General features: G+C 61.7%; 12 protein-coding genes and 1 pseudogene. 8 read left to right on the top strand and 5 right to left on the bottom strand.

What is annotated here, in order from left to right; genetic code table 11:
- Window positions 1–117: 117 nt before the first annotated feature.
- The 4 genes and pseudogenes from DLM46_RS19840 to DLM46_RS40390 form a co-directional block, all read left to right on the top strand.
- On the top strand, window positions 118–1,053 hold the full coding sequence (locus tag DLM46_RS19840; protein ID WP_115102853.1) for a hypothetical protein: 936 nt from the start codon (window positions 118–120) through the stop codon (window positions 1,051–1,053).
- Window positions 1,054–1,365: 312 nt separating this feature from the next.
- The gene (locus tag DLM46_RS19845) at window positions 1,366–2,763 is read left to right on the top strand and encodes a phospholipase D-like domain-containing protein (protein ID WP_244306303.1); all 1,398 of its coding nucleotides are present in this window, start codon (window positions 1,366–1,368) and stop codon (window positions 2,761–2,763) included.
- A 53-nt stretch (window positions 2,764–2,816) separates the two neighbouring features.
- Complete coding sequence (gene gor / locus DLM46_RS19850; protein ID WP_115102855.1) at window positions 2,817–4,232, top strand: glutathione-disulfide reductase; 1,416 nt, start codon at window positions 2,817–2,819, stop codon at window positions 4,230–4,232.
- Window positions 4,184–4,381: pseudogene (locus tag DLM46_RS40390) on the top strand (Crp/Fnr family transcriptional regulator); the annotation flags it as partial. The gene gor and the pseudogene DLM46_RS40390, both read left to right, overlap by 49 nt.
- 124 nt (window positions 4,382–4,505) lie before the next feature.
- Here the strand turns inward: DLM46_RS40390 and DLM46_RS19855 are convergent.
- On the bottom strand, window positions 4,506–5,180 hold the full coding sequence (locus DLM46_RS19855; protein WP_165848019.1) for an SOS response-associated peptidase: 675 nt from the start codon (window positions 5,178–5,180) through the stop codon (window positions 4,506–4,508).
- 334 nt (window positions 5,181–5,514) lie between these two features.
- On the opposite strand from DLM46_RS19855, the gene DLM46_RS19860 reads away from it, so the two are divergent.
- Window positions 5,515–5,649, top strand: a complete 135-nt coding sequence (locus DLM46_RS19860) for an entericidin A/B family lipoprotein (protein ID WP_115103172.1) — start codon at window positions 5,515–5,517, stop codon at window positions 5,647–5,649.
- A 527-nt stretch (window positions 5,650–6,176) separates the two neighbouring features.
- On the opposite strand, the gene DLM46_RS19865 is transcribed toward DLM46_RS19860, so the two are convergent.
- The 4 genes from DLM46_RS19865 to DLM46_RS19880 all read right to left on the bottom strand — a co-directional run bounded on the left by DLM46_RS19865 (window position 6,177) and on the right by DLM46_RS19880 (window position 10,111).
- On the bottom strand, window positions 6,177–6,635 hold the full coding sequence (locus tag DLM46_RS19865; protein WP_115102860.1) for an MEKHLA domain-containing protein: 459 nt from the start codon (window positions 6,633–6,635) through the stop codon (window positions 6,177–6,179).
- A gap of 242 nt (window positions 6,636–6,877) precedes the next feature.
- Window positions 6,878–8,146: an RNA polymerase sigma factor gene (locus tag DLM46_RS19870; RefSeq protein WP_115102863.1), complete on the bottom strand. Its 1,269-nt coding sequence runs from the start codon at window positions 8,144–8,146 to the stop codon at window positions 6,878–6,880.
- A complete protein-coding gene (locus tag DLM46_RS19875) occupies window positions 8,143–8,514 on the bottom strand; it encodes a YciI family protein (RefSeq protein WP_115102865.1) in 372 nt (123 codons plus the stop codon). Before DLM46_RS19875 ends, DLM46_RS19870 begins: the two co-directional genes overlap by 4 nt.
- A 643-nt stretch (window positions 8,515–9,157) precedes the next feature.
- Window positions 9,158–10,111: a LysR substrate-binding domain-containing protein gene (locus DLM46_RS19880; protein ID WP_115102867.1), complete on the bottom strand. Its 954-nt coding sequence runs from the start codon at window positions 10,109–10,111 to the stop codon at window positions 9,158–9,160.
- Window positions 10,112–10,576: 465 nt separating this feature from the next.
- Between DLM46_RS19880 and ansP the strand changes: the two genes are divergently transcribed.
- The 3 genes from ansP (at window position 10,577) to DLM46_RS19895 (ending at window position 14,630) form a co-directional block, all read left to right on the top strand.
- Window positions 10,577–12,073, top strand: a complete 1,497-nt coding sequence (ansP, locus tag DLM46_RS19885) for an L-asparagine permease (RefSeq protein ID WP_115102870.1) — start codon at window positions 10,577–10,579, stop codon at window positions 12,071–12,073.
- Between the two features lie 70 nt (window positions 12,074–12,143).
- A complete protein-coding gene (locus DLM46_RS19890) occupies window positions 12,144–13,559 on the top strand; it encodes a circularly permuted type 2 ATP-grasp protein (protein ID WP_115102872.1) in 1,416 nt (471 codons plus the stop codon).
- A gap of 129 nt (window positions 13,560–13,688) precedes the next feature.
- Entirely contained in the window at window positions 13,689–14,630 is a 942-nt protein-coding gene (locus DLM46_RS19895; protein ID WP_115102875.1) for an alpha-E domain-containing protein, read from the top strand.
- The last annotated feature ends 1 nt before the right edge of the window (window position 14,631 follow it).

A 14,631-nucleotide genomic window follows, 5' to 3' on the forward strand; every position in this document is an offset into this window, starting at 1 on the left:
GGGTGGCGATGCCGTGTGCTGCCGCGACGCGCGACGACATGTCGACACGCAACGACGGACGAGGTGACTGTCCACGACAGGCCGCACCCATCTGGAGAGACCAGCCGGAGCAAGTTGATGAGCGCGCCTGCCAGAAATCCAGCCACCGGCCAGCGAAGCAGGCGGGGGCGAATACAGGCCATTCTGGTGGCATGCTGTCTGCTGTACCAGAGCCTGGCGGCGAATGGGTCGGACGATGCTGACAGGCTGCTCGAGACGTATCAGAGCCTGATTCCAAGGCTCGACCATAACCAGTTTCAACGACGGCTGTATCTTGAGTCGGAGGAGTCGCCATCCACGCTCAAAGGCGAAATCTACGCCGTGATGGACTACCCATTCCCGACTGTCGACGGCGCACTCAATGACCCGTCGCTAGGCCCGGTGAACTGGTGCGAGGCGTTGATCCTGCATCCCAATATCAAGTATTGCCATGCCTCCGGCGGCAGCAACGGCAACACGCTGATCGTGAACGTCAGCAAAAAGGAAGTCGCCGAAGAAATCGGGACCACTTACCGCGTGCAATTCGATTACGACGCAGCGACCACCAGCACGGGATACTTGCAGGTGAAGCTCCACGCCGACAGCGGACCGTTGAACACCCGGGATTATCGGATCGTTCTGGAAGCGGTGGCCCTCAACGGCGACCGCACGTTCCTGCATCTGACCTATGCCTACAGCTACGGCGTGATCGGGCGTCTTGCCATGAAAGCTTATCTGGCCACCTTCGGACGCGGCAAGGTCGGCTTCACCGAAATCGCTGATCCGTCAGCGGCACAGCCGGAATACGTCAGCGGGGTGCGCGGTCTCGTGGAGCGCAACACCATGCGCTACTACCTGGCCATCGATGCCTATCTCGGCGCGCTGTCGAGCCCGCCCGACAAACGGCTGGAGCAACGGTTGAGCAACTGGTTCGACGCCAGCGAGCAATATCCGCGACAGCTGCACGAAATGGATCAGCAGCAGTATATGCAGATGAAATATGACGAATACCAGCGGCAGCAGACGAAGCAGTAGTTGGGGAATCGAGCCGGAGCGACACGCCGACGCTGGGCTTGGGCGCAACGCGATTCGATATGGAAATACGCGCGCAAACATGAGGATCGTGAGCACGGCGCTTTTTTGGGTCACGCAACGACACCAGGCTACTCGAATCCTTTTGCGTGCACGCCTATTTGGCGGGATGGTGGCGCATGCCCTGGCGCCCGGCGAACCGGCCGGATCGTGATCGGTGTACTCGGGATACGCCGCGCAAGCGCCACCGCGTGGGGGAATCCGGCCGCTGCGTTCGCCGCGCCGTGCCGCCGATCCTGTTTTTCGGGGACGCCGATGATGATTCGTGCGCTGAAACGGGTTGCGACAGCGGCCTGCTGCCTGTCGATCGGAGCCGGTTGCGCAAGCCTGCCCGACACCCAGTTCCTGACCGGCCGCTACGCCACCCAGGCCGCGCGATTTGAAAACGCCTGGGGCCCGCTATCGGCGAAGCGCAGCTCGGCCATCGTCTCCAATCTCAAGCACAACGCCGGCGACACCGATCTTCTGGACAAGCAGATCGCGCTCGAACAAGACATCGGCGGCAGTCCACTCATAGTCGGCAACGAGGTCAGCTTATTGCAGGATGGGCCGGCGACCTACCGAGCCATGTTCGCCGTCATGGCCGCGGCGAAAGACCATATCAACCTTGAGACCTTCGGCATCGACGACAGCGAAGTGGGGCGACAATTCGCCGATCTGCTGATCGCCCAGCAGTCCCGTGGTGTCCAGGTTAACCTGATCTACGACAGCGTCGGCGCACTCGGCACGGCCAGCACCTATTTCGATCGGTTGCGGGCGGCCGGTGTACAGGTGCTGGAATTCAATCCAGTAAATCCGTTGGCGACGCGCAAACCTTGGGCGCTGAACCATCGCGATCACCGCAAGCTCTTGATCGTCGACGGGCGCACGGCATTTCTTGGCGGCATCAACATCAGCAGCGTCTATTCGAGCGACTCTTCCGTCAGGGGGCGGTCGGACTCGACAGACAAGTCAGGCGGGGCGCGCGGGTGGCGCGACACTGACGTGCAAATCAGCGGCCCGGTCGTCGCCGAATTCCAGAAACTGTTCATTCAAACCTGGAACACGCAGAACGGAAAACCGTTGGCCCAGCGGCACTATTTTCCCGATCTGTTGCCTCAGGGCAGCGAGATCGTTCGCGCCGTCGGCAGTACGCCCGACGATCCGTTCAGTCTCATTTATCTGACGCTCATCGCGGCGATCAGCGATGCGGAAAAGTACGTGTACTTGACCAACGCCTACTTCGTCCCCGACCCGCAACTCGTCAGAGCGCTGGTCGATGCGGCAAAGCGAGGCGTCGACGTCCGGCTGATTCTGCCCAGCCACTCCGATTCGGCATCCGCGTTTTATGCGGGCCGCTCGCACTACGAAGATCTGCTGGAAGCGGGCGTGAAGATCTACGAGAGACGTGGTGCCCTTCTGCACGCCAAAACGGCGATCGTGGATGGCGTCTGGTCGTGCGTCGGCTCCAGCAACCTGGATTGGCGCAGCGCGCTGGACAACGATGAGATCAACGCCGTCATGCTAGGCCGGACCTTCGCACGGCAAATGGAAGCTGCATTTACGGAGGACATGGCGGGATCCGATGAGATCGACGTGGCGAGCTGGAAGCATCGATCCTTGCTGCTGCGCCTGAAGGAGTGGACCGCCCGATTGTGGGGGCAGCTTCTTTAGCTGTGCAAGGCGCGTTCCTGATCGCGAAGCCGATCCCATCACCAAGGATTGCCATGGACTTCGATTACGACTTGTTTGTCATTGGCGCGGGATCGGGCGGCGTCCGGCTGTCCTGGATGGTTGCCGCCAGCGGTGCCAAAGTGGCGGTCGCGGAGCAAAGCCGCGTTGGCGGAACCTGCGTGATCCGCGGCTGCGTGCCGAAGAAACTGCTGGTCTACGCGTCCCGCTACGGCGAGGACCTGGTCGATGCCGCCGGTTATGGATGGCAAGTCGAGACGAGAGGCTTTTCGTGGGAAACGCTGATCGAGCGCAAGAACCGCGAGATTGACCGGCTCAACGCGGCCTACGTCGGGATGCTGGAGAACGCCGGTGTCACGCTCTGCCCAAGCCGCGCCGTCATTGCCGATCCGCACACCGTGGTGATCACGCAGGACGGGCGCCGCATTACTGCCCGCCATATCGTCGTCGCGACCGGTGCATGGCCGGCACTGCCGTCGATTCCGGGCGTCGAGCACGCCATCACGTCGAACGAAGCGCTTGAAATGCGCGAGCTGCCGCGGCGCATCGCCGTTGTCGGCGGTGGCTACATCGCGGTCGAGTTCGCCGGCATCTTCAATGGGCTCGGCTCGCAGGTCGACTTGCTGTATCGCGGCGAGCAGATCCTGCGCGGGTTCGACGACGACGTGCGGCAGATGCTGGCGGACGAGATGGCGAAAAAAGGCATCGCGATCCGGAACCGGACCAGCGTGCTCGCACTTGAGAAGGCGGCCGACGGCACGTTACACGCGACGCTCGATTCCAGTGGCCGCGGTGACTATGACGCGGTGCTGTTCGCGACCGGCCGCGCGCCGAACACGGGCGGCCTCGGACTGGAGGCCGCCGGCGTCGCGCTCGATCCCAAGGGCGCGGTGGTGGTCGACGCGTTTTCGAGGACCAGCGTCGAGTCGATCCACGCGATCGGAGACGTAACCAACCGGGTGCCGTTGACGCCCGTCGCGATCAATGAAGGTGCCGCGCTGGCGGCGACGCTGTTCGGCGGACGGCCAACCCCGGCCGATCACGACAACGTGCCATCGGCGGTATTCAGCCAGCCGGAAGTCGGCACCGTGGGCATGACCGAGGCCGAGGCGCGCGCTGCGTTCGGCGAGCTCGACCTGTACAAAACGTCGTACCGGCCGATGCGCCACACGCTGAGCGGGCGCGACGAGCGCTCCTTTATGAAGCTGGTCGTCGAGCGCGCGAGCCAGCGAGTGGTGGGCGCGCACATGGTGGGACGCGATGCGGCCGAAATCATCCAGGGCGTCGCGATCGCGGTGAAGATGGGCGCGAGCAAGGCGCAGTTCGACATGACGGTCGGCGTTCACCCGACCTCGGCCGAGGAATTCGTGACGATGAGGGCCCCGTGGGCGCCGCCCGCTTTGCCAACATGCCCGGTGTCCGGCGATCCGGGGTTACAGACACCGCGATGAAACTGCAGGATGCCTGACCGATTCGTGACCATCGCTGCAGCCATATCGCGGCGTCGGAGCGGCCAGGGCTCGAAAAGCGCGAGTGCGAATGCCATGCCGTGGTGAGGCGCGAGTTCGACAGGCTCTTACCTAATTTAGCGGCGCTATAAGAGAGCGCCGTTCGTGTGCATTGGCGATAGTGAGTCGGTGAGCGAAACCCGGACGACTTCGCCACGCTAACTGCGCGTCAACGCAACCGCCCGGGCAGTCTGTTTTCTCTTGGCGACGCGCCTGTCAAACTGGTTTGACTAATTCCGCGCCGTCGTTCCCAACGCGGTTGACTGCCGGACTAACCTGAAACCACTCGAATTCTTCGGCGGGCACTGCCCCGTTGCGCGCGATATCTTCGATCTCCCGAGCGGATGCCGCTGGGTCCAGCCACTTGCGGGCGGCGTCGACCGCGAATATCAGTGGACTCCTGCCATGCACATCGAACAGGCCTGATCTGGCCGCTGATGTGATGACGATGAACCCGTCATCATCGTGTGCTTCATTGTCCGGTTGCAGGTTGGCCACTCCGGCGAGGAACAGTGGCCCCGACCTTTTCGGCAATATCGCATAGGGTTGCCTCACACCGTCGTCTGTCCCGATCCACTCGTACCAGGAGTCCGCAGGCACAATCACACGGCCCGAGCGCCAGAGCGCTTTCAGAAACGGGCTGTATGCGACATTCTCCGCGCGTGAGGTGACGATTTTGGGGAGACGCAGGGGCACGAACCCGGGTGGACGACAGCCCCAATTGAGACTACGAATGATGCAGTCGGGGTAAATGACGAGCTGTCGCGTGCCCGGCGCGGCGTTCCACGTCGGCGAATAGATGTCGAGTCGTTCGAGGGATTGGCCGTTGTCGGTCGAAAAAGGGGCGACATATCCGGGTCCGGAGCCGGTTCGGACATAGCGAACGCACATAATGTTCTCCCTGACGTGGACACAGAGGGCTTCAAAAGCGCATCGTTCAAGCATCGCACTATCTGAAACTGTCGTCTGTACGGTGTCATATTTCCATCAAGCTGGCCGGCCAATGGGTGTCTGCTTTCCTGGCGCGACGACGCGGCGCGCCGCAATCAGAGTCGCTGTCCCGCTTTTCGGTTTGCGTCCAGGACGCTGCGATTGCGAGCGGCGACACTCAGATCGATGTCACGATGCCGCGTCAGTCGATGCCGACAGGCGAAGCAGACAGGACCGACAGCAAAATCGCCTAAAATTAATCTGCTCCGATCCTGATTTGAACAAGGGGAAGATGATGATTCGATTGATTGTATGGATGCTGATTGCTGGTACCGCAGTTCTCGCCGGCTGCAGCACGATGGCGGGCGCAGGCCAGGACATTTCGAAGGGCGGCCAGGCGATCAAGAATGAGGCACAAGAGTCCAAGTAAGGGAGCCAGCTAAGGGAGCGCGCCAACGAAGTCAAGAGCCGAGGGTAACAAGCCCATTCGCTGCCAATCATCGCAGCAGACGCGGCGCCGTGATGGTGCCGCGTTTTCAATTGCGCGCGGTGATCGTCTTATTTTGCCGTGAGCTCGATTGCCGAGGTATCCGCATCGCCGCCTTGGGCAAGAAGGATGTGAATGTCACCCGGTGTAATGTCGCCGATCCTGCGCTTCCTTCAACTTCTTCTCCCTGTCGTTTTGCCGATGGACTGCTTCTCAAGAGAAACCGATGCTATCCGAACATGAAACGCGCCAACTGCTCATCGCCTCATGTCAGTCGTCTACCGAGGCGGTAAGTCAAATTGAGGCCGCGCTACATTCGCCTGAATTTGTTGCCTTGCTCGTACATATTGCTGTCGATGACGATGACTTCGCGGGCGACGCACCGATGGAAGCAGCGTACTTTCTATCGCGCGTATCGCCACCACTTATTACCTCCGTAGGGCGCACGCATAAACGATTGATATGCGCGATCAGATGTCGCGTGTGCGCGGGATGACAACCGCCTGACCGTGAAGTTTGCCGTCCGCGTCGAGAAGTTGCCACAGCGTGGCTTCCTCGATGATGAAGCGTTGGCCTGACTTGGTGACACGCACCCCCTTGTAGCCCGCCTCGTAGCCGAGCCGCTGTACGCGCGCGAGGAATTGCTGCCGCTCTTCGCGATTCGGGGCCTCAGCTGAGAGTCGGGACGGCAGTCGGGTGATTTCATCCCAGCTATATCCAAAGCGGCGCTGCGCGGCCTTGTTGCCGTAAATAAAGAGCGGGTCGGGATCGGTGTTGTGCGCGAGTACCGCGAACGGGGCACGCTCATAGAGCCATTCGGTAGCTTCGGCCACGGGCATGGCCGGCGGCACCAGGGGGCTGCCAAGCAGCTGGGCGTAGCTGTCGGCAAGGAGCTGATAGAAGGCTGGATCGCGGTGGAGTGGGATCATCTGAGACATCTCGACGGAGATCGTGGGGTCTGTCTGCGCGACGGCGGAGGCTCTCACGATACAGCATCGGCAGGCGAAGGTTCCTGCGGAGGTTCCTGGTTTTTTGGCGGCCAGCCGTGGCCGACAGAACCAGTTCCATGAGCGTTCTACAGAACGGAGGTTGGAATCATACGGACTCAACCCAATTCCGCTGGGAACGGTCCGGACCGCGCAACTCCGCGTGGCAAACGCAAGGCGCCAATCTAACTTCCTGCCGATGACAGCTCGATGCGCTTGCGCTGCAGGAACCGGCGCACGGCCGGATCGCGCTCGAGTCCGATTGCGAGATCGTACGCACCGAGCGCTTCGGCCGTCGCGCCGGCACGCGCGAGCAGATCGGCGCGCGCGGCCCAGTACGGCTGGTAGTCGGCCAGCCGCGGATCGTCCGCATACGGCTCGAGCGCGTCGAGCGCCGCTTGCGGGCCGTCCCGTTCCGCCAGCGCGAGCGCGCGGTTCACCGCGACCACCGGCGACGCTGCAATCGCGAGCAGCGCATCGTAGAGCTGCACGACCTCGTCCCAGTTCGGGCGATGCGACAGGCAGCGGTGGATGTGCGCCGACTGCAGCGCGGCCTCGAGCTGAAAGCGTCCGATTGCGTTGAATGCGCTCGCGCGCCGCAGCAGTGCGTTGGCTGCGTCGATCATCGGCGCGTCCCATGTCGCCGGATCCTGAGCCGACAGCGGCACGTAGTCGCCGGCCGCATCGCGTCGCGCATCGCGCCGCGCCTGCGCATACAGCATCAGCGCGAGCAGACCCAGCGTCTCCGGCTCCTCGGGCAGCAGCTCGACGAGCAGTTGTGCAAGAAACAGCGCCTCACCGGCGAGATCGCGCCGCCAGGTATCGCCGCCGACCGGATCGGTCCATCCTTCCGCATACGCCGCATAGACCGCTTCCAGCACCGCATCGAGCCGGCCGGGCAACTCCTCGCGTTCCGGCACGCTGAACGGAATGCCCGCTTCGCGAATCTTGTTCTTCGCCCGCACGAGGCGCTTGCTCATTGCGGCGGGCGACATCAGGAACGCGGACGCAATCGTCTTCGCTTCGAGCCCCAGCACCACCTGCAGCATCAGCGGTGTGCGAATCGCGGCCTCGAGCGCAGGGTGCGTGCACGCGAACAGCAGCGCAAGCCGCCGGTCGGGCAACCTGCCTGCTTCGCGCTCGTCGATCTCGTCGGCGAGCATCGCGAGCTGGTTCGCCACTTCGTCGCCGACACGGCGATGACGCGCGCCATCGAGCGCCCGGCGGCGCGCAACCGTCATCAGCCACGCTTCGGGATTCGCGGGGCAGCCGCGCTCCGGCCAGTCTGCGAGCGCGGCCGCAAACGCGTCGGCCAGCGCGTCCTCGGCCGCGGCGACGTCGCGCGTGCGCATCGCCAGCAGCGCGACGAGCTTGCCGTAACTGCGGCGAGCGACCGCCTCGGCAATCGAACGCGCGGCGCCGTCAGCGGGACGGCCGCCGCCGGACGGATTCATGCAGCAGATGGCGCATCGCTGGGGGCGGTCCAGACCGGACGCACCTCCATGATGCCGTGTCCCGCGCCGGGACAACGCGACGCCCACGAGATCGCCGCGTCCAGGTTGGGCACGTCGATCAGGTAGTAGCCGGCGAGCTGCTCCTTCGAATCGGAAAACGGTCCGTCAAGCACCTGCGGCTTGCCGTCGACGAGCCGCACCGTGGTGGCCGTGCTCGTGTGCTGCAGCCGGTTGGCGCCCGCCAGCGCCTCCGCTTTCTTCAACGATTCGGTGTACGCCTGATAGGCGGCAGCCCCTTGCTGCCGCTCGCTGTCGGTCATCTGGTTCCAGCGGTTTTCTTCCGAATAGATCATCAACAGGTATTGCATGTGAGCCTCCGTCATGGGGTTAAGGCGGGTGAATTACATCGGGCCGCCATCACAATGACGCTCGAGCCGAACGCTGACGGACAGGCGGCGTCGAAAAAATCGCGGACGGCGCACCCGCCTTAATCGTTCGCCCCCGTAGAGGACCCTGCGCGCGGTCAATTCGGGCGAGCCCGCCGTCCCCTCTGCGCGGCTATCAAGTTCATCGCACCATTGCAGACTCCATTAAAGTCCGGTTCCCGCAGGTATCGCAACAATCTCGGCGAAGAAATCCGACTTTCAACGGTCCCAGTCTCGACACTCACAAAGGTTCGAGAAGAAGCGCCCGACTTTTCCAGCGGTCGCACGGTCGATGACCTGCCGAGTGACTCGAAAGAGCAGATGACTACAGCTTGAAGCTGTCGATTGGGTGGCACCCGGCCCGCGGTCCGTTCCGGGGACGAAACTTCGGCGCTGTCCAGTTGCTGAGCTTGAGGAGCAGCGATGACATCGGGGTTTACCGCTCGGGTTTACCGCTCAGAAAACGGTCGACGGATTTTGGGCGAGTCCGGCAAATTGGCGCCATGCCACGAATCGCGCAGTTTGCGCGTCGCAGATGAGCGTTTCGTATTCGCCGAGTTTTAAGGCGACCCGTTGCGATCGCGGCTCACGCCGCAGTCATGATGTCCGGTAATCTGTCAATTCTCGGCTCGACCAACTGGTTGCTGATGAAAGCCCAAAGCTGTTCGGCTGCCTGGCCCCGCTCTTTGACCGGGCGGTACAGGCGTATCTCCAGCTCGGTTGCCCAGACGTCCGAGCCTGCTCGAACCAGATTTCCTTCGCTTAACTCTTTGACGATACAGCTCTCGGGAAGCCAGCCGATCCCGTGGCCGGCCACGACCATGCCTTTTAATGCCTCTGACATGTGGGTTTCGAAGCAGCGGAACAGGGCGTACGGCTCCGTCGCGTTCATCAAGAGCATTTCGACGACGTTGCCAAGGAATGCGCCGGATGAATAGGCAAGCAGGGGCAGCGGTCTGCTGCTCTTGCCAGGAAGTTCGAAGAGCGGCTTGCCGTCCTTGCCTACTGCCGAGACAGGCACGATGCGCTCGACACCGAGTGTCAGGAACGGAAAGTGATTGGGATCGAGAGCGATCGGCAATTGCGGGTGGTGATAGCCGATCAGCAGGTCGCAGTCGCCTGCCACGAGATGTTGCACACCCTCGGGCACGTTGACCGCCTGAACTCGGGCCATGATGTGACCGAACTCGCTGGTCAGGCGCTTGAGCCAGTCAGGGAAAAGCGTGAAGACAAGGGTATGGGCAACAGCAAAATGAACCACATGGTCGTTTTCGGCGAACTGTTCATACCCGCCCACCAGATTGCGCGCCGCATGCATGCTGCGCAGGATGTCCGCCGCGAGACTGCGAAACATCCGTCCGGCTGGCGTGAGGGTGATCGGATTGACGCTGCGATCGACGAGCTTCGTGCCCATCCACGTTTCGAGCGCCACAATTCGTCTACTGAAAGCTGATTGGGTGAGGTGCCGGCTGCGCGCCGACCGGGAGAAACTCTTCGTATCTGAGAGGCTGAGAAAGTCTTCCAACCACTTTGCTTCCATATTTATCACTTGTGTTGGGTAAATCGACAGCCGCGTCTGTGCGACGCGGCAACGCTAGCCTACCGTTACTCATTGCAAGAATACCGATGTTTTTTTTCGATAGGTGTTAGTCGAAATATGCATGAGCGTTGCCCCCATAAATTGGGCTACATACCTTTCGTCTGTCTGCCCATGCAAAACGAACTGTTGACTTAACAAAAAACCGCCTTTGGTCTCGAAAGGCTTAAACATCGGTGATCGCACGGATGCGTGTTCGCAGGCAAGGGTCGCCGGGTCACCCGCGATGCCCGGGCGTTTGAAATTTCCTGAAAGGAACACCAGTCCGGTGCACCAGACCGAACGACGATTCCGCGATGCCCGCTGTTGATTTGTAGCTTAGTCGATACGCCATCGCGCATAAGCCGCTCGGTATATGTCCCCGGGATTACGAAGTCAAGTGCTCGCATTTAAAGGATTGAATTGATTATGTCCACACTGCGTAACCCAAATCCCCAAACATCCACTGGTGAAGTGGATAAGAAAAGCTGGCTGGCATCGCACGAAGCGGGATATCACAAAACGTTGGGTAATCGTCAGGTTCAGATGATTGCCATCGGCGGGGCGATCGGCACGGGCCTGTTTCTCGGCGCGGGCGCACGCCTGCAAATAGCGGGTCCTTCGCTTGCCGTCGTCTATCTGATCTGTGGCGTGTTCTCGTTTCTGATCCTGCGCGCGCTGGGTGAGCTGGTGATGCATCGGCCGAGCAGCGGCAGCTTCGTATCGTACGCCCGAGAGTTCCTTGGTGAAAAAGCCTCCTATGTCGCCGGTTGGATGTACTTCCTGAACTGGGCGATGACCGGCATCGTCGACATCACTGCCGTCGCGCTGTACATGCATTACTGGGCCGCGTTCTCGTCCGTGCCGCAATGGATATTCGCGCTGGTTGCGCTGTGTATCGTCGCGGCAATGAACCTGATCGGCGTGAAATGGTTTGCTGAAATGGAATTCTGGTTCGCGCTCATCAAGGTTGCTGCGATCTCGCTGTTCCTTGTGATCGGTTCGATCATTCTGGGTACAGGGGTGCACGTTGGCGGGCACACCACGGGGGTGCATCTGATCAGCGAGAACGGTGGGCTGTTCCCGCATGGTTTGCTGCCCGCGCTGGTGCTCGTGCAGGGCGTCGTGTTCGCGTTCGCCGGCGTCGAGCTGGTCGGCACGGCTGCGGGCGAATGCAAGGACGCGCACAAGGTGCTGCCGCGCGCCATCAACAGCGTGATCTGGCGCATCGCCGTGTTCTATGTGGGCGCAGTTGTGTTGCTGGTCTGTCTGTTGCCGTGGAGTGCCTACAAGGCGGGGCAGAGCCCGTTCGTCACGTTCTTCGCGGCACTCGGCGTGCCGGGAGTCGGCTCGGTCATGAATGTCGTCGTGCTGTCGGCGGCGCTGTCGAGCCTGAACTCCGGGCTGTATTCGACCGGGCGGGTGTTGCGTGCGCTGTCGATGGGCGGGTCCGCGCCGCATTTCCTTTCCCGCATGAGCTCGCAGTCGGTTCCGTACGCCGGCATTCTGGTGACGGTGGCGATCTACGTCGTGGGCGTCGTGCTGAACTATTTCGTGCCGTCGAGCGTGTTCGAAATCGTGCTCAATGTGGCGTCGCTCGGCATTCTCAGCACCTGGGGATTCATCGTGGTTTGCCAGATGAAGTTCCGCCAGGCGGTGGCCCGTGGTGAGGCTGAGCCGGTGACGTTCAGAATGCCCGGCGCGCCGGTGACGTCCTGGCTGACGCTGGCGTTTCTGGTCGGCGTGCTGGTACTGATGGCATTCGACTATCCGAACGGTACGTGGACGGTTGTCTCGATTCCGGTCGTGGCCCTGATCCTGGTCGCCGGGTGGTACGGGGTGCGCCGCCGCGCCCGTACGCTACTGAAGCCGACGATCCCGTCGGTCACCCTGACCCAGAGCGTGCTCGAGGACAACGCAGGCTAACTCGGCGTGCCGCTCCTCCCAATTGCATCGACAACAACAGCGACAACAGCGACAACGACGGAGAACTGAAGTGAAGCCATTCGATGAGATGCTGACGTCCGCTGACGGGGTCCGCGCGCCTTATGAACTGCTCAAGCAATGGCTCGATGCGCAGAATCCTGCGAATCTCGCGCAGAAAGCGGATGACGCGGAAAGCGTCTTCCGCAAGACGGGCATTACGTTTGCCGTGTACGGCGAGGAAGAGGCCGCCGAGCGTCTGATTCCGTTCGACATCATCCCGCGCATCATTTCCAGTCAGGAATGGACGCGCCTGTCGCAAGGCATTGAACAGCGCGTGATAGCCCTCAACGCCTTTCTCGACGATATCTATCATCGTCAGGAGATCGTGCGCGCCGGGCGTATCCCGAAGGAACTGATTGCCCAGAACGAGGCCTTCCTGCCGGAGATGATCGGCTTCCGGCCGCCGGGCAATGTGTACACGCATATCATCGGCGTGGACATTGTGCGCACGGCCGAAAACGAGTTCTATGTGCTGGAAGACAATGCCCGCACACCCTCCGGTGTCTCCTACATGCTGGAGAACCGCGAGACGATGATGCAGCTTTTCCCTGAGCTGTTCCAGCAGGTCAAGGTGCGGCCGGTCGAAGCCTATCCGCAACTGCTGCGCGAGTCGCTTGCCGCCGTGTGCCCGCCTGGTGGCAACCAGGAGAATCCGACCATCGCGGTGCTGACGCCCGGCATCCACAACTCCGCCTACTATGAGCATGCGTTCCTCGCCGACCAGATGGGGGTTCATCTGGTCGAGGGCAGCGATCTCCAGGTCGTGGACGGCCGCGTGGCGATGCGCACAACCGAAGGGTTCCGCGCCATCGACGTGCTGTATCGCCGGCTCGACGACGCCTTCCTCGATCCGCTGACTTTCCGGCCCGATTCCGTGCTTGGCGTCGCCGGCATCATGGACGTCTACCGTGCGGGCAACATCACGATCGCCAACGCACCGGGCACCGGCATCGCCGACGACAAGGCGATCTATTCCTATATGCCGGAAATCGTCGAGTTCTACACGGGCCGCAAATCGATCCTGGAGAACGTGCCGACCTGGCGCTGTTCCGAACCGGGCAGCCTGAAATACGTGCTGGACCATCTCGACGAACTGGTGGTGAAGGAAGTCCACGGATCAGGCGGCTACGGCATGCTGGTCGGGCCCGCCGCGTCGAAGAAGGAGCGGGAGGATTTCGCTGCCAAGCTCAAAACCCGTCCGACCAACTACATCGCGCAACCGACCCTGGCGCTCTCAACCACGCCGATCCTGACCGAAATGGGTCTCGCGCCGCGCCACGTGGATCTTCGGCCCTTTGTGCTCGTGTCGGACCGGATTCGCATCACGCCCGGCGGCTTGACGCGCGTCGCCTTGAAGGAAGGCTCGCTGGTGGTCAATTCGAGCCAGGGCGGCGGCACCAAGGATACCTGGGTGCTGGCCGATTGAGGTTCGGCCGAGGGCCGCAGATCGTCCGAAGTCCGCTCGAAGAGACTGGACGCGCAAGAACCCGGAAGACCGTCAGCCTGATACAGGGCTGGCGCATCGCAAAAAACAGACACTGGAGTTGGACAGGACATGCTTCTTGGACGCACAGCAAGCGGGCTCTACTGGATGCATCGCTATATCGAACGCGCGGAAAACATTGCACGGATCGTCGACGCTGGGCTGCGTATGGCGCTGACCCGGACCTCCGACGTGCAGGCAACGTGGTCGTCCGTGGTGGTGACCTCCGGCACGGAAGAGGGCTTCCGGGAGAAACACGACACCTATACCGCCGACACCGTTTCCGACTATCTGCTGCGCGACAATCACAATCCGTCGAGCGTCCTGTCGTGCATCGAGGCGGCGCGCTCGAATGCACGCATGGTGCGCACGGCGCTCACCCGCGAGGCGTGGGAGAGCGTGAACGAAGCCTGGATGGTGGTCAAGCGGGTGCTGGCAACGCCTGTGGCGGCGAGTGAATTGCCGGTCGTGCTCGATCAGATCAAGCGCCAGGCCGCTCTGATTCGCGGCACCTTTCACGGCACGATGCTCAGAAACGAGATTTTCGATTTCGCCCGTATCGGCACCTTCATCGAGCGCGCCGACAATACCGCACGCATTCTCGACGTCAAATACCACCTGTTGCTGCCCGCGGTGTCCTATGTGGGCACGACGCTCGACAATTACCAGTGGGAATCGATCCTGCGCTCGGTCGACGCGCATCGATCCTACCGTTGGGTCTACGACGTCCAGTACAAGCCGACCAATATCGCCGACTATCTGATCCTCAACGGCCGCATGCCGCGCTCGCTGAACTTCTGCTACCTGAACATCGTCGAGAACCTCGAGTATCTGGCGCAAGACTATGGCGTCACGCACGCTTGTCACAAGACCGCCGACATTACGCTCGCCACGCTCCGGGACAACACGGTCAAGCAGATCTTTGCACAGGGTCTGCACGAGTTTCTCGAGGGCTTCATCGGGCAGAACAACCGGCTTGGTTTTGAAATCGCCGAAACCTACAACTTCGATTGAG

Source organism: Paraburkholderia lacunae, from assembly GCF_003353175.1.
GTDB classification, from domain to species: Bacteria; Pseudomonadota; Gammaproteobacteria; order Burkholderiales; family Burkholderiaceae; genus Paraburkholderia; species Paraburkholderia lacunae.